This window comes from uncultured Porphyromonas sp. (genome assembly GCF_915070105.1).
Taxonomy (GTDB): Bacteria; Bacteroidota; Bacteroidia; order Bacteroidales; family Porphyromonadaceae; genus Porphyromonas.
Window position 1 is genome coordinate 1 of record NZ_CAJZFJ010000042.1, and the last position, 19,854, is coordinate 19,854.

The following is a 19,854-nucleotide window of genomic DNA, read 5'->3' on the forward strand; positions in this document are numbered from 1 at the left end:
AAAAACAGCAGCCGATCACCCAAGGAAATAGGGGAGTGGATATTATAGCCTCTACCTAGATATATCTACTATCCAGACTAAGGAGTAACCATGATTAGGTATGTGTTATGCTAAAGTTGTTTATATTTGTAGCATCCAAACAAATATGAGACATCATGATAATGAACAGATTTCTACAACGACTACCGCGCTTAGGCCATCGTCTGAAGGTGGCCCTGCTGATTGTGGGTGGGGTTGTGGTAGGCTTAGTGGGTCTATTCCTCTATCTGCTCAGGTTCCATACCTACTTAGGAGATGACCCCTCGGCCTGTGTCAACTGCCACATCATGACCCCTTACTATGCCACGTGGATGCACGGAGCGCATGCCCGCAATACCACGTGTAATGACTGTCACGTACCGCACGACAACGTCTTTAGGAAGTACTACTTCAAGGGCAAAGACGGTATGAACCACGTTTACAAGTTTGTCACGCGCCAAGAGCGACAGGCCATACGTGCCATCGATGAGAGCGCTGAGGTAATCATGGAGAACTGCGTGCGATGTCATGCCACCCTCAATACTGAACTAGTCAATACGGGGCGCATCACCTACATGGACGTCAAGTGTGATGCTGGAAAGGCCTGTTGGGACTGCCACCGAGATGTGGCCCACGGCAAGATGAACTCTCTCTCTTCCACTCCTGGGGCAGAGGTGCCATTACCCGAGTCACCTGTGCCCGACTGGCTGCAGAAGATGATGAAGTAACTCCCCTTATTACGCAACAACAACATCCGCATAACAACAACAAAGACACTCAAGATCATGGCACAAAAACTAAAACGTTGGCAAGGATGGCTCCTGTTCGGAGGCTCAATGGTCGTAGTCTTCGTCCTCGGACTTATCGTTTCCTCTCTACTCGAGCGTCGCGCCGAGGTGGTGAGCATCTACAACAATCGTAAGCACCTATTTAAGGACTCTATCGTGTCTCAGAACGAAATGTTTGCCGAGGATTTCCCACGCGAATACCAGACCTGGACAAGGACAGCCGACACTACATACAAGGGTGAGTTCAATAGCTCACAGCGTGTCGATGTGCTCGCAGCTCGTCCTGAGATGGTCGTACTATGGGCCGGCTATTCCTTCTCTATGGAGTACAACACTCCACGGGGGCACAAGCATGCCATCGAGGATATGCAAGAAATCCTGAGAACGGGGTCTCCCGGTGTCGGTGACAATAAGGATATACAGCCCGGTACTTGCTGGACCTGTAAGAGCCCTGATGTACCTCGCATGATGAGGGAGAAGGGTATCGCCGAGTTCTACAAGGCTCCCTGGAGCCAGTGGGGGCCAGAGATCGTGAATACCATCGGGTGCTCCGACTGCCACGATGCTCGTACAATGAATCTCAAGCCCGCACGTCCCGCTCTCTATGAGGCCTTCGCTCGTCGTGGTGAGGATGTCTCCAAGCAGTCCCACCAGCACATGCGCTCCCTCGTCTGTGCTCAGTGCCACACCGAGTACTACTTCAAGGGTGATGGCAAGTACCTCACCTTTCCACACGACAAGGGCTTTACTGTCGAGGATATAGAGGCCTATTATGATGAGATGGACTACTCTGACTACACCCACAAGCTCTCTCGTGCACCTATACTCAAGGCGCAGCATCCCGACTATGAGCTCTGGCGTATGGGCATCCACGGGCAGCGTGGTGTCTCCTGTGCAGACTGCCACATGCCCTATGTGAGCGAAGGCGGGGTAAAGTACTCCGATCACCAGATCGTAAGCCCTCTGGCTCGTATCGACAAGACCTGTCAGACCTGCCATCGTGAGGACGAAGAGACCCTACGCCAGAACGTCTACGAGCGTCAGCGTATGGCCAACGACATACGTAATCGTGTAGAGAAGGAGCTCGCCAAGGCTCATATCGAAGCTAAGTACGCATGGGATCAAGGTGCTACGGAACCCGAGATGAAGGCTGCCCTACAAGCCATCCGCAAGAGTCAGTGGCGCTGGGACTTCGCCGTAGCTAGTCATGGTGCATCTTTCCACGCTCCACAGGAAGTGACACGCATCCTAGGGCAGAGCCTAGGCTACGCTCAAGAGGCACGCCTGGCTATCGCCAAGGTACTAGCTAGACACGGCTTTACGGGCGATGTCCCCATGCCTGATATCTCCAGCAAGGAAAAGGCTTGGGCCTACATCGGTGTCGATGGTAAGAAGCTCCAGGCCAACAAGGCAGAGTTCATGAATACCGTCGTACCTAAGTGGGTACAGTCTGCTAAGCAGCAGGGCAAGCTCATCGAACTCTAAGACTATATCACTTAGGATACACCCCAATCTCCCTCTAACGCGGCGATAGACTTCATCGTCTACCGCCGCGCTTTCTCTCTCCCCAATCTTACCTCCTCTTATGTTCAGCACAATCTGGAAAATGAAAGAGGGCTTTGCCTTCGGTGCAGGGCTGATTCTCGTAGGACTAGCACTACAGTTTAGTGTGGGACCCGTACACTGGTCTGACTTTGCCTTCCCGATCAATGCCTTCTTTCTATTTTTCTACCTCTTAGCTCTCGTCCTTGTCTACGTGCTGCGCCATCGGGTGCGTCTCTTCTCCTTCCTCTTCACGACCGAGGCTGCCGTCCCTACGCTTATCTATGCAGCAGTCCTCACTGTGGTGATGGGGCTCACTCGTCAGGTCTCAGAGCACGAACGAGCCATTGACCCTATTGGGCTCACGCAGATGCTCTCCTTTTGGCCATTCGTGCTTATCTACCTCCAGCTCGCGACCATCGTCGGGCTCATCGCACTGCGTCAGATCTTCCACTTCCGTCTGCGTGAGGTACCTTCGTTGCTCTCCCATGTCGGTCTATTCCTGGCTATCGTTGCTGCTACACTAGGTAGCGCTGATATGGAGCGTGTGAAGCTGAGAGCTACAATGGATATGCCCGAGTGGCGAGGTACACATGAGCGAGGCTTCATCTCTCTACCCCTAGCTATCCAGCTGGAGAAGTTCACCATAGATGAGTATCCCCCCAAGCTTCTCATCATCAATAGCCAAACAGGTAAGTCCATCCCTGCCAAGAACCCAGAGATCGTACTCATCGATAAGCACTTCCGAGAAGGTAAACTCCTACAATGGCGTATCCGAGTACACCAAAACCTCCCTCTCGCAGCTCCCGTCATCACAGCTGATACGACAAAGTATGTGGAATGGGGCTCATCGGGTGCCGTGACCGCTCTCCTCGTCGAAGCCCAGCGTATGGAGGGAGATCGTGCCGTAGGCAAGCCCCTCGTGGGATGGGTCACCTGCGGTAGCTATCTCTTCCCCTTCCAGGAGCTCAAGCTCACCAAGGAGCTGAGCCTAGTCATGGCTCGTCGTGAGCCAGAGCGCTATGCCTCGCGCATACATATCTATACCGAGACGAAGAAGAACATCATCGCTACCGTGGAGGTAAACAAGCCCGTCTCGGTCGATGGCTGGCGTATCTATCAGCTCAGCTATGACGAGTCGATGGGGCGATGGAGCGAAACCAGTACCTTCGAGCTGGTCAAGGATCCTTGGCTCCCCGCTGTCTATATGGGGATCTACCTACTCTTAGCTGGAGCCATACTTACCTTCATCGTCTCGCAGAAGCGACGCTAGGCCACTCCCCCTAGTTTGAGATAAGCCACTTCTCTCCAACTCGTTTAACTCTCTATCCTTATGACTTGGGATTCCTTCATATTCTTCGCTATACCTGCTTTCGCTCTGTGGGCAGGCGGTGCCTGGACTGCTTGGAAGAAGCGTCCTCTCCCTACCTATCTCCTCACGGCAGCGGGACTGCTGGTCTACTTTGCGTTCATCCTGGGCTTATGGCTTTCGCTGGAGCGTCCACCCCTTCGCACGATGGGGGAGACTCGCTTGTGGTACGCCTTCTTCCTCCCTACTGCAGGGCTGATCGTCTATTCCCGATGACGCTATCCCTGGATCTTGGCCTTCAGTACTGTCCTTGCGGGGGTGTTCACTACGATTAACCTCGTAAACCCTGAGATCCATAACAAGACACTGATGCCTGCACTGCAGAGTCCCTGGTTCGCACCGCATGTCATCGTCTATATGTTTGCCTATGCCGTGCTGGGTGCTGGGGCTCTGATGTCGGGCTACCTGCTGTGGTTCAAGAAGTCGCCTATCAACGATCATGAGATGGATATCTGCGACAACCTCGTGCAGGTCGGCTGGGCCTTCATGACCATTGGGATCCTCCTCGGTGCACTTTGGGCCAAGGAAGCTTGGGGGCACTATTGGGCATGGGACCCCAAGGAGACTTGGGCTGCTGCCACATGGTTTGCCTACTTAGCCTATATCCATGTGCGTCTGCGTGCTGATCGTTATCGACGTGCTGCGCTTTGGGGGCTACTCATCTCCTTTATCTTACTGCAGATGTGCTGGTGGGGCATCAACTACTTGCCCTCAGCTCAGGGGGTAAGTGTCCATACCTACAATATGGGCTAGACTAAGGAGGCCTGTTCCTATCACGGTCCGTTCTGACCTAATTATAGAGCCCACCAACCGCCTAAGCGGCTGGTGGGCTCTATGCTTCAAAAGGGCTATCTTTCTACTTCCGTCGCATTAGGACTGACTACAGTCTCTGTTACTCTTGGATGGGAGGTGAAGCTACTCTCGTTCGATCGGATTGTAGGGAATTTGCCAGTCCAGTGCTTCTGCTTCGCTCAAGAAGTCACCTTGTTCATTCTGCGGATATACCCGTTGACCGTTGCTTTTAAAGGTCTGCATCGGATGCTTGTGTAGTCGCTGACAATAGTCTCGGAATTGTGGACGACTAACCTCCTTGACAAGGCGGATCTTCCACTCTACGATATTAGCGCTCCTCTTCTGTAGGGCATCGAGTGTGAAGTGGTGCTCTCCATCCGTACTGCGTAGCTCGAGGATCAGCCCCGGTAGTCCACCGAAGAGGTTCGGTCCCGCAGATATCGGGATACTAGGAGTAAACCAAGCCTCATAGCTACGCCCTCGGAAGAGGCAGGTCGCTAGCTGAGTCTCATAGCCTGATATGGTCTTCTTTTGTCCCGTGATGGACCATGTGAAGGTCGGAGTATCCATATATCTTAGGATAGGCCCTGCTAGAGGTGTTCTATACCATACCTGAGTACGGCCAGTCGTAAGATCTCTATAGTACCAGAATGGAGACAGATCCCCAGATGGGGTTCTCATCGGGGCGGATTTATTGGCCGCATGGGTAAGAGCTGAGTCAGCCTGCCACAGTCGGTAGCTGTAGGACTTGACGATGGACGTCCCTAGCTCTAGTCGGATGATGTCCTCGTTGAAGTCTTTATCCTGAGGGGTAGGCTTGTACTTGTAGATATAGTCCACGAAGTACTCCGACTTCCCTAGGTTCTTCCCAGTCTGCAGTATGATCGGTATTGCAGGCTGCTGTGCCTGTAGGTTGAAGTGCCCGATGTTCCCAGCAACTAACAGGAGTGATAATAGTACTCGTGTGATATACCGACGATCAGCAAGAGGATAGCCCTCTGCGATTCTCACGAGTAGCATGTCAGTGAATACTTGTCGCTTCATAGTGCTTAATCTTTAGGAGGAGGCTTATGCATAAGCTCCCCAGTTACTCTAATTCTATAGGATTGTAGTAGAAGGTAGATACCCCGTGGAATCTAGCCCGAGGGAAAGATGCCTTAAGTGTTCGTGCGAGGTCGGCATGCATACGCCTACACAGTTCTCGGACTTTTCGCCTCTCCGTTCTTTTGTACTCCTCTTTATACTTAACGATGGGTAATACTTTTTGAGGGCGTGAGATGCCCGTAGCCTCAAAGACGTACTCCCTCTCCGTGTCATAAGCCTCCAAGATAAGTCCAGGTGCACCACCCAATAGCCACGGGCCATTAGAGATGGGAATAGCAGTAGCTACCCAGGCTGTGTAGCTACGACCTCTGAAGGTTGTGGTTGCCTTCTGACAGGAATAGCCAAGTATTTCCTTATGTTCGCTAGTCAGAGTCCAAGATTGGGGGTGTAGCTCATCTTGATAAATGAAGGTGTTTACGGCAGAGTAGACGAACAGCCTAACAGTAAGTTCACTATAGGGCTTAGTACCATTTAGATACTTGTAGACCTCTATACCTGCTAATCCTCGAGCATCTATACCACATCCTACTCCTCGATTGTGTATTTCTATGATTTCCTTCTCGTTGTCAAGAACTGAAGAGTGCCCGAATTTCGACATCTTCCGCCCAATGAGCAGGTACATGTCGTTAGTGACCTTTTCCCCATTCTTGGGGTCTAGAATGCAGGTGGTCTTGTAGTCGATGCGATAGCTTGCTGTATCTAGGACAGTGTACTCCCTGACATCAAAAGGGAATATATTGCCGATAGGACTCTGAGCCATGGATGTGAGGCAGAGGCTAAGCAAGGACAAATAGAATAATACTGGCTTCATCAGGGATAATATTAATAACTAGTCCATGGGTGCAATACATCTTGTTCCCATAGACTAATTTTTGAAGTTATTTAACGCATGACTTCGAAGTCACACTCGTTATTAGGGTTGAGCTTCTTACTTGCATAGCCATGCTGGAGGTTCGCAGTTTTGTTATCATGAGTACTGGACCCTCCTTGATTGGCATATGCACAAGCGCGGAGACAACACTTACCACCCTTAATCCCTTGTAACTGATGTTGGGCGGGGGCTTCTTCTGAAAGCTTATTCAGCTTGATTTTCTTTAGTTCCATAATCTATTCATGTGTGATGGAGTTATTCTGCTTGAGTTTTAGCATTGTCGTACGGGAAGAGTCACTCTCTCCTCCAGCCCCTTGCCAAGAAACAACGCTGTGAACTTGACAAGGGCAACAGGCCTAGGTTCATCTTGCAGCGATAGTGAATGTAGGTCTTCTGTAATCTCAAATGTCAGTTGTGGGCTGTTGGATAGGCTCCGCTTGACATCTTCTGATCTAATACCCATCGTTATACGCACTTAAATTTGATTAAACTCGCTTGGCTGGCCTTCATCTTCCTACTTAATGCAGACTGACAATAGGACAAGAGCCATAACCTTCTACCTAGATGAGGCATTCACTACAATATGTCTACAAGGGAGATGGAGAGGGTTTATTCCAACTCAATAGGATTATAGGGACAAGTGTAATTTGCTCCAAGAGGGCCGTTGGGTGTGAATACCTGGGGGGCTCCTATCGACCTAAGGAACTGAGTTGGTTTACGGAACATGCGCGCAATGGTCTGGTTTGCCTTTTCCCTTGTGGTATCTGTATAAGGCCAATTCCAGAGCTTTATGAAGGTCATCCTATGTAAAATCTCATCTGCTGTATACTTTACTTCACCTGTATCATCATAGACCTCAAGGATAAGGCCGGGGAGAGAAGAGAACTTCCAAGGACCAGCAGAAAGAGGCAGTGCGAGTGTAAACCAAGCACTATAGTTTCGTCCTCGGAATCGACAGGTCGCTAGTTGGCAAGAATAGCCTAGGATGGTCTTCTTTTCACTAGAAAACTCCCACTTAATCTGAGGTAAGGGTTCCTGATAGCGTAAGACTGGACCATCAGAGAATGTCCTATATACTGTGGTCACAGATTTATCCTCTAGGCAGGTATATATATCCTCCCTTTGCGTATAGTTAGAATATGTAGGTAGCACTCGTGTCCCCTTTTTTAGCATGATTGTAGCGACAGAGTCTGTCTGGTATAGGTTCTCACTATAGGATTTGGTGTACCGACCTCCAATCTGGAGTGTTACGACATCTTCGTCTGCCACTTCCTGCTGTGTGGAAGCTTTTGATATGTACCTATATCTGACAAGATATCGTGCTGTGTCTAGAGTCCTGTATCTAGCTAGAGAGCGAGCTGTGGTGAAAATACAATCTCGTTGTGCCAACAGAGCTGATGTGGATACAAGAAATAGAATAGCAATGAATACTAGCCGTTTCATAGTACTTATACTTTAGAAAGAGGGTATTAAGCAAGCTCTCACAAGTAAAGAGTACTCAATACCCTCTCTCATTTGAAAGCTAATGTTTGCGCTTACCTTCCACTACAACAGTTCCCAACTCGATATAGTCAGGCTTTACTGATGAGTAGCAATGCTTGGCGTTAGCACAACCATTATCATGAGTAGATGCCCCTCCACTGTATTCATAGTAGCAACCGCAGCTACAGCATGGTGAACCACCTTTAAGCCCCTTCATTTGGCGTTGAGCGAGGGCATCATCTGAGAGCTTATTTAGCTTGATTTTCTTCAGCTCCATATTCTATACATGTTTGATGGAGTTATTCTGTTTGAGTTTTAGCATTGTTGTACGGGAAGAGTAACTCTCTCCTCCAGCCCCTTGCCAAGAAACAACGCTCCGAACTTGACAAGGGCAATAGGCCTAGGTTCGTCTTGCAGAGATAGTGAATGTCGGTCTTCATATGTTGGGAGTGTTTGTTATCGGTTTGATTGCTTCGGGTTATTCGGTGGATTAGAACAGCTTGAGTCGAGCCTTGAGCATGATGGCCGAGGGACGAATGTCGTAGTAGCTGTATGAGGCAGTGAGGTCGCTGATCGAGGCTGTGCTGTAGAGACGAGCGTCTAGGATGTTCGTCCAGTCAAGGGATAGGCGTACCTTCTTCCATGTGTAGGATAGTCCGAGGTCGGCGAGCGTGAAGTGTCTCCCCTTGGTCACGGCATCGTTGTAGTAGTGCTCGGCGGTGAGCTTGATCGCTACATCCTTCAGGACATTCACGTACGAGATGACCTTGTGACTGAGGTTCTGGATTGGGGTAAACCAAGCTGTCCCTTCACGGCGACTACGATGCAGTCCCCACGAGATATTATACTCCATGCTGAGCCATTCGATAGGCTTGAGGGTACATTTAGCGCTCGCACTGATCCACTGGCTCGTATAGCCGAGGAGCTTGCCTTGGAGGTAGCTCTTACCCTCGCTCTGGCCTAGGGCTGCATCCCCAGACACCGAGAGGGAAATCCAGTCATAGCCCTTGCTGAAGCGAGCGTTAGCCGAATAGCTCTGTCCCGAATGGGGGAGAGGCAATCGCTCCACGACCGAGAGCGGGGTCTCGATCTTCACCGAGCTGATCGCATCGCTATGATAGTAGCTGTAGTTCACCCCTCCACCTAGGAAGAGCATGGAGAAGATATCCTTGTAGGCGAGACTGAGACCAGCATTTGTCATAAGGGAGCTGAACTGCCGCATCTCGTTGCGTGTCAAGCTACGGTAGCTGCGCATGATATAGCCCGAATAGAGTGAACTAAGAGTAGGCTGAGTGCGGGACATAGAGCCGTTGAGCGTGATGGTGAAGTCCGGGGAAATCTGGTAGCTTAACCAGCCTCTGGGCTCAAAGTACAGCTTCCCCTCGGATAGTCTGTCCTTAGGACGAAACTCATCCTGCATCAGCGTGTGGTAGTAGAAGAGCGGTAGTACCGCAGATAGCTTAAAGGTCTCAGACTTGTAGCTCAACTCATGTCCTAGTCCAGCACCAAGACGAGTGAAGCTAATCCCGTTGTGCATCTCCCGAGAAGATAAGGGGTGATAAGCGCCAAATAGGCTTGTCGTCCCGAGCTCGGTATCCAGAGCCTGATGCTGGGCATGTAGGAAGAGGGTGGGATTGACGCTTATCCTACCGATATGCCAGGCTGAGAGGAGGGAGAACTGAGCCACGCTGAGGAAGGCCTTGTGCCGTACGTCCTGCGAGAGTTCGGCGTAGGGTATGCCCGCATTGAGCCGAGGAGCATAGAGCCCTGGCTGGATACGTAGGCGATGGGGAGTGGTAGCCACAGCATTGCGCCAGTGGATCTCTACCCCTCGGCCCCCCTCACCCGAGCGTACCCAATGGGAGGTATTCATCGCAGAGAAGTATCGCTGGCGCATCTGTTGCTCTAGCTCCTCGCTGGTAGATACCATGCCGTTCTCTTGCTCCCAAGAGGCCTTTAGCTCTAGGAGATTGTTGAAGTAGAGTTGATCCTTATTGATGTTGTAGCGTAGCTCGCTCTCTAGCTGATTGATCTTGCTACGGTTGCGTAGATCCTCACGGATGATCTGTGTACCCTCGGGTAGGAAGTAGCTTGTCTGGGAGGAGCCGTGTGCCTGCTCTCGGTCGTGGAAGAAGATAAGGTTGGCATTGAGTTCCGCCTCGTTCTTCAGTTTATAAAGGTTATTGGCGGTGAAGGCATGGGTGTCGTTGTGGTAGTAGCGGGGGCGATAGATGTCGGGACTGGTGGGATACTGCAGGGAGGTCATCGTGAGGCTGGGTAGGGGAGAGGTGGCAGTGAAGGAGCGCAGCTCGTTCTGTACGTCTTGACCATTATCGTTGCTCTTACCGGTGAGGATATGCTGTCGGCGCTTGGCGAAGTATAGCCCTACTAGCTCCTCGTTGCGCCTTATCTGAGTGTCATAGCCTAGACCCAGCTGCGCCGTCAGGCTGAAGGTACCCTTGATTTCGTCCTTGAGCTTGAGGTTAATAGCCGCTTGGTCACTGGGTCTAGCCTTATCTAGGGCTTTGACGGGCTGGTGGTTCTCTAGGACCTGCACTGTGGCGACGTCCTTGGCGGAGATGTTGTTGGTAGCGATGCCATAGCGTCCCTGCAGGGCATCCATCCCCTCGATGTAGAACTTATTGATCGGCTTGCCCTGATACTTGATGAGTCCTTCTAGGGTGACCTCTATACCGGGGAGCTTGCGAAGGACATCGGCGATCACGACGTCATTCTTGTCGATGAAGGAGCCTACGGAGTAATTGATTGTATCCTTCTGTCCCCAGATCTTGCGCGCCTTGATGTGCACCTCCTTTAGGACAATGCGTGATTCCTTGACCTTGAAGTCGCAGGTCTGGCTCATGTTCTGTATCCTCTTGTCCGTACGCTCGATCTCCATACTAGCCGCACTGAGGATGAGCTGGGAATGGGGGCTACTTATGCTCAGCCGATAGCTCCCGGAAGCATCTGTGAAGGTGTAGGCGAGGATGGCGCTGTCCGTCGGGGCGAGGGCTAGCACTCGGACATACTCGATCGCTGTCCCTTGGTGGTTACGTACATGTCCGGTGATGATGCTCTGCGCCCAAGACGAGTGCAGTGCCAGTAGGGCGCAGAGGAGGAGTAGGTGGAGTCGCTTCATGATGGTATCATATCGTGTAGTATTCGGCTGTTGGTGCTTAGCAAAGCATAGGACAGCGCTATATATCTAAGCTGTGGAGGAGGTGTAGATTGGCTATTGACATTAAGGGGACTCCTTGTAGTGATGGGGTATTCATAGTCGTGAGTGCTCATTCCCCGAGATCAAAGTGTCGAGAGAAACTCTCAAGGGGGGCTATATGTACATCTACTCATCTAGTGATATCTTCATCTATGGCAATGCCGTGTCTCTTCTTTGTGCTAGCCATGATCTATCCACTCATGACCTATGGGGCAAATGTAGAATATTCCCTTTGCATTTCCAAGCTCCCCTCGCGCGCGTGTACCTTTAATATATATAGGATGGCTCTCGTGTAGGGTGTTCTGAGCGTCTCTATGGGTTTTCTTCTCTAGCTCCGTCTATAGGGTCTCTCTTTTCTCTGACTAGGAGTAGGTCGGGAAGTACCTAAATCGGCTACGTTATGGCTAGGATGTAGAGCCCATTCTGAGGGCGTTTCAGAGGACTAGTAATGAGCCCTAGGATGGACTCGGTATGTTCGCCTCCATCACCTTACATAGGTGACGAGTGCGATCATACCAAGTCCACTATCCCGCTCTCGGTATGTCCTCCAGAGCCCTCTTGATATGCCGGATGTAGAGGTGATGATTAAGTCTGCTTAGAGCTGTCTTTCTCACCTGCGAGGCTCTCCCTCTCTTTCGTACTTTAGGGGAGCTTTATCTCTAGGAGGGGCTTAGCCACATCTTCTGAGGCCTCTAGGCGTTAGCTCCGAGGAATACACGCACATGGGCTCTACGAGAGGGATACTTAGGACGATGCAGTGTACACGTGTGTATACAGTTGTGTACACGCAGGTACACTGTAGTGTACACACGTGTACACAACTCCGTTCTTAGTTAGTAGTCGTGCGCTCGATCGGGATACTCTTTGGCTACAGATCTCTTCTATCTCGAGGGCGTACACCTCGACTACTTAGCCTCCAGTCTCTAGAGCGTCTAAGGGTCTTCTCTGGGTGGTTTGTCTAGTTGCTTGTTTTTTTGTACTTTTGTGCGCTGTTTATCAAATAGTATCGCTTGCGAGCTGAGGGATCGACAGAGTCTTATCGCCCAGTACTGGGAGAGTAATGTGTGATGTGTCTGTGTCCAACTCGTTATGACGCACCACGTGACAAGGCAAAGTCAGTTCATAAAGACTCGCATTTCGTCTAATTTAACTTAACAACAAGACAGAAGGAATGGACACTTTAAGTTTCAAGACCGTTTCTGCGAACAGGGCTACCGTCACCAAGGAGTGGGTCGTCGTGGATGTCGCTGGTCTGAGCTTGGGCCGTGCATGCTCCAAGATCGCCAAGCTACTCCGTGGCAAGTACAAGCCCAACTTCACGCCTCACGTAGACTGTGGGGATAACGTGATCGTAATCAACGCAGACAAGGTAGTCCTCACTGGTAGAAAGTGGGACGACCGAGTTTATCTCAAGTTCTCTGGCTACCCAGGTGGGCAGCGTCAGTTCAGCCCCCGCTTCCTGCAGGCTAAGGGCTCTGATCGCCTCTTCCGCAAGGTGGTCAAGGGCATGCTACCTAAGAACCGCCTCGGCGCAGCTATCCTAGGTAACCTCTACGTATATGATGGGGCAGAGCACAAGCACGAAGCTCAGCAGCCACGTCTCATCGATCTCAACACGCTTAAGTAGTAACGATAAGGACTCATGGAATTGATCAATGCCATTGGCCGTCGTAAGGCCGCAGTAGCGCGCGTGTATGTATCCGCAGGTAGCGGGAAGATCACGATCAACAAGCGTGATATCTCTGTCTACTTCCCCTCTTCCATCCTACAGTATATCGTCCGTCAACCACTGGCGACGCTGGATGCAGTAGAGAAGTACGACATCAAGATCAACCTCAAGGGAGGTGGGTTCAAGGGTCAGAGCGAAGCTGCTCGCCTTGCTATCGCACGTGCCCTCGTCAAGATCAACGAAGAAGACAAGTCAGCCCTCCGTGCAGAAGGCTTCCTCACCCGCGACTCTCGTGTCGTCGAGCGTAAGAAGCCAGGTCGCCCCAAGGCTCGCAAGCGCTTCCAGTTCAGCAAGCGTTAATATTCCTACTCAGGCTCTGGTGGCCTGAGGGATGTTATCTCGCGTTTAGTATCTAAACTGCCTAGAGCTACAGCTGTCCTCCCCCAAGCGTGGGAGCCCTGTCCTACCAGGCAGTTGAAAGTAATCCAGTTACATTTATAGAACGTAAACGAAATCATGTCAAGAGTTTCATTTGACCAACTCATAGAGGCTGGTGCACACTTCGGGCACCTCACTCGTAAGTGGAACGCAGGTATGGCTCCATATATCTTCATGGAGCGTAACGGTATCCACATCATCGACCTTCACAAGACTGTTGTAAAGGTAGACGAAGCAGCAGAAATCGCTAAGGCTATGGCTAAGGGCGGCAAGAAGATCCTCTTCGTTGCCACCAAGAAGCAGCTCAAGGGCGCAGTAGCCGAGCTCGCTAAGGCTGTAGGTATGCCCTACGTCACCGAGCGTTGGCCAGGCGGTATGCTCACGAACTTCGCTACGATCCGCAAGGCCGTAAAGAAGATGAGCGACATCGACAAGATGACTGCTGACGGTACATTTGATAATCTATCCAAGCGTGAGAAGCTTCAGATCTCACGTCAGCGTGCTAAGCTCGAGCTTACCCTCGGCTCTATCGCTGACATGAAGCGTCTGCCCTCTGCTCTCTTCGTCGTAGACGTACTCAAGGAGCACATCGCAGTAGCTGAAGCAAAGCGCCTAGGTATCCCTGTCTTCGCTATTGTGGACACCAATAGCGATCCTACCCCCGTAGACTACATCATCCCAGCCAACGACGACTCCACCGCTGCTGTAGAGGTCATCATCTCTGCCGTATGCGCTGCGATCTCCGAAGGCCTACAGGAACGTAAGGCTGAGGGTAAGGGCGACGACAAGGACGAGAACGAAGAGGGCGCAAAGCGCATCGAGCACGGACGCTCACGCAACGGCGGTGCTCGCCGTCCTCGCAAGGCTGTAGCTACCCCTGCTGAGACAACAGAGGAAGCCTAAAAGCCCCTCTCCCCTGACCTCATCCTCTACAGATGAGACTACCCTAGGGGAGAAGCCGACAGCATCTATAAGAGACGAGGATGAGTGAGCGCAATGCCGCTCATCCTCGCACCTTATCGATACTGCCACAAGAGACTAAAGTCAAACACAATTCAAGCTATACAATACAATGGCTGTATCAATCCAAGACATCGCCAAGCTCCGTAAGCTCACGGGTGCAGGGATGATGGACGTCAAGAAGGCCCTCGAAGAAGCTGCTGGTGACTTCGAAAAGGCTATCGAACTACTCCGTAAGCGTGGTCAGGCTCTAGCTGCTAAGCGCTCTGACCGTGAAGCCGAAGAGGGTTGCATCCTAGCTGCTCACGAGGGTGGCTATGCTGTGGCTATCGAGATCAAGTGTGAAACAGACTTCGTAGCTAAGAACGAAGACTTCATTGCTCTGGCTAAGTCTGTACTAGAAGTAGCAAAGAACAACCCCGAAGCATCTAAGGAAGAACTCCTAGCTGCACCTCTCGCCGATGGTCGCTCTGTACAGGAGCACATCACTGAGCGTAGTGGTGTAACGGGTGAGAAGATGGAACTCGGCTACTACGAGTTCGTCAAGGGCGCCGCTGCTATCTCCTATATCCACCCAGGTAATAGACTTGCTACCATCGTAGCCTTCAACGAAGCTGTAGACGCTCAGGTAGCTCGTGACGTAGCTATGCAGATCGCTGCTATGAACCCCGCTGGTATCACTGAGGATGATGTACCTGCTGAGATCAAGGAGCGTGAGCTCTCTATCGCTCGTGACAAGGCTCGTGAGGCTGGTAAGCCCGAGAACATCATCGAGCACATCGCAGAGGGTGCACTGAAGAAGTACTACAAGGAAAATACCCTCCTAGAGCAGGCATTTGTCAAGGACAACAAGGTAAACATCCAGCAGTACCTACAGGCACAGAGCAAGACCCTTACGGTCACTGCCTTCAAGCGTGCTTCGCTCTCTGCCGAGTAATCCTTCCCATTTCATCGCCTAATAGGTGATGAGCCTAATAGAGGCTACGTCATAAGGCTCTGCTTTATGGCGTAGCCTCTTCCTCTTTGGCAGGCTTCTCTCCCTTCCCTATACCTTATCCCTCGTTTCTCTGTTAGAAGTCTTTTCCTACTCCTCGCTACATGAGCCATCGCAAGATCATACATGTCGATATGGATGCCTTCTTTGCCTCCATAGAGCAGCACGATCACCCCGAGCTGAGAGGGCTACCGATCGCTGTCGGGGGCTCAGAGCCTAGGGGTGTGGTATGTGCTGCGAGCTATGAGGCGCGTCGCTATGGAGTACGATCCGCTATGCCTGGAGCGAAGGCTCGCAGGCTATGTCCTCAGCTGATCTTTGTCGATGTACACTTTGAGAGGTATCGTGAGGTATCGGCAGCTATCCATCGTATCTTCAGAGACTATACCGACCTGATCGAGCCTCTTTCTCTAGACGAAGCCTTTCTCGATGTCACCGAAAATAAACGAGGGGAACCCCTAGCAGTGAAGTTGGCGATTGAGATCAAGGAGCGTATAGCTACAGAGCTAGGGCTGACAGCTTCGGCAGGAGTGTCCTACAACAAGTTCCTAGCTAAGGTCGCCTCCGATGCCCGTAAGCCTAATGGCCTTTGTACGATCCATCCTACCCAAGCTTTAGACTTTATTGCGAACTTGCCTATAGGGGAGTTTTGGGGTGTGGGAAGGGTTACCAAGCGCAAGATGCAGGAGCTAGGTATCCATACGGGAGCTGATCTAAGGGCACGAAGTCTCCCCGAGCTCCAGAGATACTTTGGACGGGCAGGGCAGATGTTTTATGACTTTGCACGGGGGATAGATGAGCGTCCTGTCGAGGTAGAGCGTATCCGCAAGTCTTTGGGTTGTGAGCATACCTTCCTAGATAATACCTCTGAGCCTGCTGTCCTAGAGGAACGCTTGCTACAGGTGGCGGAGGACTTGGCTCACCGTTTAGAGCGAAAAGGCTTCCTCGGACGTACCCTCACACTGAAGGTCAAGTATGGAGACTTCAGCATCGCCTCTCGCTCGACCTCACAGCTGCAGGAGATCCTTACCCTAGAGGAGATCCAGCGTCTCGGACTTAAGCTTCTTCGGGGACTAGACTATACGGAGCACCCTGTACGCCTTCTAGGGCTCACGATCTCCAACCCAAGTGACGAGCTACGTCCGGGGATGTGGGTGCAGCAGTGGATCCAGTTCCCCGACTAAGGCCAAGGCAAAGACACATAAGAACTGCTAATACCTCTTAATCGCTACGGCTGCTACAAAGACATGCACAGCCCTGACACCACAACCCTCGAGTAGGTCACATAGCGTCAGCAGGGTTGCGCCCGTCGTCAGTAGGTCGTCTACGAGCAGGATGCACTTTCCTTGTAGGGATGCCTTGAGTGTCTCATCGGGGGTAAGAGAAAAGGCTCTATGGGCATTCTCCATTCGTTCCTTCCTCCCAAAGGCTGTCTGCGAATGACTACCTCTCCTTCTGAGGAAGTAGTCTTCACTCCACGGAAGATCAAGCCGCTGGCTCATTGCCTGAGCGAGTAGACCAGCCTGGTTGTATCCTCGCTTCTGCAGTCGTCCTTCCTCAATAGGTACAGGTAGGATTAGGTCGATATCCTCGGGACTGAATCGAAGGCACTCCTCTGTAATAGCTGTGCGTACGACGAAGGAGGCTACCTCTCGGTAGCTCTTGTACTTTAGGGCTGTGATGAGGTGGTGTGACTCCGCTTGGTGCTGGTAGGTGAAGGGGGCAGAAAGGCTCTGGATGAGGGGAGAGCCAAGGAGCCGTTCCCGGGCAGCGTAGGTTTCCTCCCTATAGCGAGGTAGGGTTAGTCCGCATTCTAGGCATACGCACCTTTCGCTACTGCCTAGGCGAAGACCACAGACTGCACAGAGCCGAGGAAATACGACATCCAGCAGGATGGAGCCTAGGCGAAGGAGATACGACTTACTCGTCATCTTCTCCTAGGATAGTCCGTGTAGCTTCGCTGACTTCCTCGTACTCATAGCCTCGGTAGAGCCCATAACGCATGAGTCGGTCGAAGGCTTTGCGTCGCTCCAAGCCTTGGGGAAGCGTGCGGTACTTCTTCCTTAGGAGTCCTTCCACTTGTTCGTAGATCGAATGTTCCTCTTCCTCCTCCAGCTCCTCTAGGGCTTCGTCAATGAATTCGCTGGGGATCGCTAGTCGTCTGAGTTCACTTCTTAGGCGAAGAGGCCCCCAGCCATTGAAGCGGTACTTGTCACGTACAAAGGCTACCGCAAAGCGTCTCTCACTGACAAATCCCTCTGCTTTCAGTCGCTCTAGGATCACCTCTGCTTCATCGTCGTCTATGCCCCAGCGCAGTAGCTTTCTCTCTAGTGTAAGCGGTGCTTGCTCGGAGCCCGAGCAGAGGTGGGCAAGACATATATAGGCTTCCTCGGGTGTAAGGGCTTTGCTTCTCATGCCGAGTGATAGGTTAGATGTAGGAAGCGGTTCTTACCACTCATATCCTTGATGAGCTCTGCCTCTGCTTGCTCGCTACCTATTATATGTAGGAGAGCTGTCCGAGTCTGCTCGGCATAGAGTGGGTTCAGCTCCAGCCAAAGGCTTCCCCCAGGACGCAAATATCCTTGGCGAACTAACTGCCCAATAGCTGTATAGTAGGCTAGGGGAGACTCTTCAGGGGCAAAGAGGGCAAGATGTGGCTCATATAGCAGGACATGAGCCGTCATATCCTCTGCTTCGCTTGGGTGAATATAGGGAGGATTACTTACGATCAAGTCAAGCGGGGTAGGCGGGGGAGTATGGGCTTCGACTAAGGCAAAGAGGTCTTCATGCCACAGGTAGACCTCTCGTCCGCTCTGCTCATAGAGCCGGCGGAAGTTCCCCTGAGCGATGGGGATCGCTTGGCTCGAGACCTCGAGGGCAATAGCTTGGTCGAGCTGGGGAAGGTGCTTGGCAAGTGCCCACGCAAGACACCCACTACCTGTCCCTACGTCTAGTAGACGTCGCCAAGAGGAAGCCTCGGGATGCTGGAGGATGAGCTGGGCAAGCTCCTCTGTCTCTGGCCTCGGGATGAGTACTCCGGGAGCTACGTAAAGCTCTTCGTCGAGGAAGGTTGCACTCCCGAGCACGTACTGCAGAGGTTCAGCAGCCTCTAGCCTAGAGAGTGCAGCCTCTAGCTTAGCGATCTCCTCGGGGGACAAAAGCGTATCTTTGCCTGTGAGGAGGAGCAAGTCTGTGCGCCGCAGTCCCCGCAGGTCCTCGATGAGACGCCTTGCGATCTCCCGAGCTTCTGCGGGCTCATATTCTGGGGCTAAGCGAAGGATCGTAGCCTCCTCTACTTGTCGAATTGTTTCCATTTTACTGAGCAAATATAGCTATAAGAGATGATAGAGACCGAAGAGATCTTCATGCGTAGAGCCCTCGAGCTTGCCGCCCTTGGCTTAGGTACGGCTCGCCCAAATCCTATGGTGGGGGCTGTGATCGTACATGAGGGTAGGATCATAGGCGAAGGCTACCATCATCGCCCCGGAGAGGGACATGCAGAGGTAATGGCAGTGGCTAGTGTGCGAGAGCGGCACCTCCTGCCCGAGAGTACGCTCTACGTGACCTTAGAGCCCTGCGCACACTACGGGAAGACGCCCCCATGCGTGGAGCTCATCCTCCGTGAACGTATTCCGAGGGTTGTGGTGGCTATGGAGGATCCCTTCCCAGCAGTCTCGGGAAGAGGCATACGTCGCCTTAGGGAAGAGGGGGGCGTAGAGGTCTCGGTGGGCTTGCTGGAGGAGGAAGCTCGAAGCCTAAACGCAGCCTTCATAACAGCACACACACTTCATCGCCCCTATGTCACGCTCAAGTGGGCACAAAGCATCGATGGCTATATGGATCGGGTACGCTCCTCTCGTGAGGAGAGTCCCGAGGTCTTCTCTAGTCCACTTCACCAGCGTATTGTCCATCAGGTTCGCCTAGCCCATGAGGCTATTCTCGTGGGATACCGCACGGCACTACTGGATGATCCTCAGCTGGGCAACCGCCTCTGGTATGGGCCCTCTCCCCTGCGTGTCATCCTAGACCCTCACCTCCAGCTACCACAGGACTTGCGGGTCTTCACTGATAGCTCTTCCCCCACACTCGTCCTGCATCTTAGCTCGGTAGTAGCACCCTCATCACAAGAGGAGGGACATTCGCACCTGCGCTATCGAGCCCTAGAGGGTACGAGGCTTACCCCAGAGGCGATCCTATCGGCGCTCTACGAAGGGGAGGGGGTACAGTCGCTCCTTGTCGAAGGGGGAGCTGCTACACTGGAGCTCTTTATGGCGGGGGGACTCTATGATGAGATCTTACTTGAGGTCTCCCCTCGAGCCTTGGGGAAGGGTGTCTTAGCTCCATCTCTGGGGGAGCGTAGGGGCTAACTCTTTGTTTATCGCATAAGCCTAGGCAAGCTTGCCTTTTGGAAGTCGAGTAGCGGGTAGGGGAATAATCATTCCCTTATCTGCTACTCTTCTTTTATGCCTTTGATAGAGGGGAGGGAGAGGTGTGGGGATAAAGCCTCGTGAGGTAGTGGTGGTACCTTGCTTGAGGTTTGCCCGCTACCTCACGAGAGGTTCCCTTAGTAGCCTTGGAGAGTTTTCCCTAGTACTTCATCAGAGGATTGG

At 52.0% G+C, this 19,854-nt stretch carries 18 protein-coding genes and 1 pseudogene; 10 read left to right on the forward strand and 9 right to left on the reverse strand.

Going from position 1 to position 19,854, the window contains the following annotated elements; genetic code table 11:
• Positions 1-155 precede the first annotated feature (155 nt).
• The 4 genes and pseudogenes from nrfH to ccsA all read left to right on the forward strand — a co-directional run bounded on the left by nrfH (position 156) and on the right by ccsA (position 4,470).
• Positions 156-746: a cytochrome c nitrite reductase small subunit gene (nrfH, locus tag QZ554_RS05440; protein ID WP_297194853.1), complete on the forward strand. Its 591-nt coding sequence runs from the start codon at positions 156-158 to the stop codon at positions 744-746.
• Positions 747-803: 57 nt separating this feature from the next.
• Entirely contained in the window at positions 804-2,291 is a 1,488-nt protein-coding gene (gene nrfA, locus QZ554_RS05445) for an ammonia-forming cytochrome c nitrite reductase (protein WP_297194854.1), read from the forward strand.
• A 100-nt stretch (positions 2,292-2,391) separates the two neighbouring features.
• Entirely contained in the window at positions 2,392-3,621 is a 1,230-nt protein-coding gene (locus QZ554_RS05450; protein ID WP_297194855.1) for a cytochrome c biogenesis protein ResB, read from the forward strand.
• Between the two features lie 60 nt (positions 3,622-3,681).
• A pseudogene (gene ccsA, locus QZ554_RS05455) lies at positions 3,682-4,470 on the forward strand (cytochrome c biogenesis protein CcsA).
• 162 nt (positions 4,471-4,632) lie between these two features.
• Here the strand turns inward: ccsA and QZ554_RS05460 are convergent.
• From QZ554_RS05460 to QZ554_RS05475, 6 genes are all read right to left on the reverse strand, one after another.
• On the reverse strand, positions 4,633-5,553 hold the full coding sequence (locus QZ554_RS05460) for a GLPGLI family protein (RefSeq protein WP_297194856.1): 921 nt from the start codon (positions 5,551-5,553) through the stop codon (positions 4,633-4,635).
• A gap of 43 nt (positions 5,554-5,596) precedes the next feature.
• Positions 5,597-6,424: a GLPGLI family protein gene (locus tag QZ554_RS05465; RefSeq protein WP_297194857.1), complete on the reverse strand. Its 828-nt coding sequence runs from the start codon at positions 6,422-6,424 to the stop codon at positions 5,597-5,599.
• 71 nt (positions 6,425-6,495) lie between these two features.
• Positions 6,496-6,717, reverse strand: a complete 222-nt coding sequence (locus QZ554_RS08285; RefSeq protein ID WP_366764609.1) for a TIGR04149 family rSAM-modified RiPP — start codon at positions 6,715-6,717, stop codon at positions 6,496-6,498.
• A 376-nt stretch (positions 6,718-7,093) separates the two neighbouring features.
• Positions 7,094-7,927 carry a GLPGLI family protein gene (locus QZ554_RS08290; protein WP_366764611.1) on the reverse strand — a complete coding sequence of 278 codons (834 nt, stop codon included), beginning with the start codon at positions 7,925-7,927 and terminating at the stop codon, positions 7,094-7,096.
• Between the two features lie 79 nt (positions 7,928-8,006).
• A complete protein-coding gene (locus tag QZ554_RS05470; RefSeq protein WP_297194858.1) occupies positions 8,007-8,243 on the reverse strand; it encodes a TIGR04149 family rSAM-modified RiPP in 237 nt (78 codons plus the stop codon).
• Positions 8,244-8,456: 213 nt separating this feature from the next.
• Positions 8,457-11,105, reverse strand: a complete 2,649-nt coding sequence (locus tag QZ554_RS05475; protein WP_297194859.1) for a carboxypeptidase-like regulatory domain-containing protein — start codon at positions 11,103-11,105, stop codon at positions 8,457-8,459.
• 1,249 nt (positions 11,106-12,354) lie between these two features.
• Here QZ554_RS05475 and rplM point away from each other — a divergent pair.
• The 5 genes from rplM to dinB all read left to right on the forward strand — a co-directional run bounded on the left by rplM (position 12,355) and on the right by dinB (position 16,428).
• Positions 12,355-12,810 carry a 50S ribosomal protein L13 gene (rplM, locus tag QZ554_RS05480; protein WP_297194860.1) on the forward strand — a complete coding sequence of 152 codons (456 nt, stop codon included), beginning with the start codon at positions 12,355-12,357 and terminating at the stop codon, positions 12,808-12,810.
• A gap of 15 nt (positions 12,811-12,825) precedes the next feature.
• Positions 12,826-13,212, forward strand: coding sequence for a 30S ribosomal protein S9 (gene rpsI / locus QZ554_RS05485; protein WP_297194861.1), 387 nt, complete (start codon positions 12,826-12,828; stop codon positions 13,210-13,212).
• Between the two features lie 156 nt (positions 13,213-13,368).
• On the forward strand, positions 13,369-14,193 hold the full coding sequence (gene rpsB, locus QZ554_RS05490) for a 30S ribosomal protein S2 (RefSeq protein ID WP_297194862.1): 825 nt from the start codon (positions 13,369-13,371) through the stop codon (positions 14,191-14,193).
• Between the two features lie 169 nt (positions 14,194-14,362).
• A complete protein-coding gene (gene tsf, locus QZ554_RS05495; RefSeq protein WP_297194863.1) occupies positions 14,363-15,187 on the forward strand; it encodes a translation elongation factor Ts in 825 nt (274 codons plus the stop codon).
• A 161-nt stretch (positions 15,188-15,348) separates the two neighbouring features.
• Positions 15,349-16,428: a DNA polymerase IV gene (gene dinB, locus QZ554_RS05500; RefSeq protein WP_297194864.1), complete on the forward strand. Its 1,080-nt coding sequence runs from the start codon at positions 15,349-15,351 to the stop codon at positions 16,426-16,428.
• 27 nt (positions 16,429-16,455) lie between these two features.
• Here dinB and QZ554_RS05505 read toward each other — a convergent pair whose 3' ends face one another.
• The 3 genes from QZ554_RS05505 to QZ554_RS05515 are packed head-to-tail and all read right to left on the reverse strand — an operon-like array spanning position 16,456 to position 18,558.
• Positions 16,456-17,175 (reverse strand): phosphoribosyltransferase family protein, encoded by a 720-nt coding sequence (locus QZ554_RS05505; protein WP_297194865.1) that lies wholly within the window; start codon positions 17,173-17,175, stop codon positions 16,456-16,458.
• Positions 17,165-17,659, reverse strand: coding sequence for a regulatory protein RecX (locus QZ554_RS05510; RefSeq protein ID WP_297194866.1), 495 nt, complete (start codon positions 17,657-17,659; stop codon positions 17,165-17,167). The genes QZ554_RS05505 and QZ554_RS05510 overlap by 11 nt, the downstream gene beginning before the upstream one ends.
• Positions 17,656-18,558: a HemK/PrmC family methyltransferase gene (locus QZ554_RS05515; protein WP_297194867.1), complete on the reverse strand. Its 903-nt coding sequence runs from the start codon at positions 18,556-18,558 to the stop codon at positions 17,656-17,658. Before QZ554_RS05515 ends, QZ554_RS05510 begins: the two co-directional genes overlap by 4 nt.
• Before the next feature lie 27 nt (positions 18,559-18,585).
• Here QZ554_RS05515 and ribD point away from each other — a divergent pair, with 27 nt between their 5' ends.
• Positions 18,586-19,611, forward strand: coding sequence for a bifunctional diaminohydroxyphosphoribosylaminopyrimidine deaminase/5-amino-6-(5-phosphoribosylamino)uracil reductase RibD (gene ribD / locus QZ554_RS05520; RefSeq protein WP_366764619.1), 1,026 nt, complete (start codon positions 18,586-18,588; stop codon positions 19,609-19,611).
• The last annotated feature ends 243 nt before the right edge of the window (positions 19,612-19,854 follow it).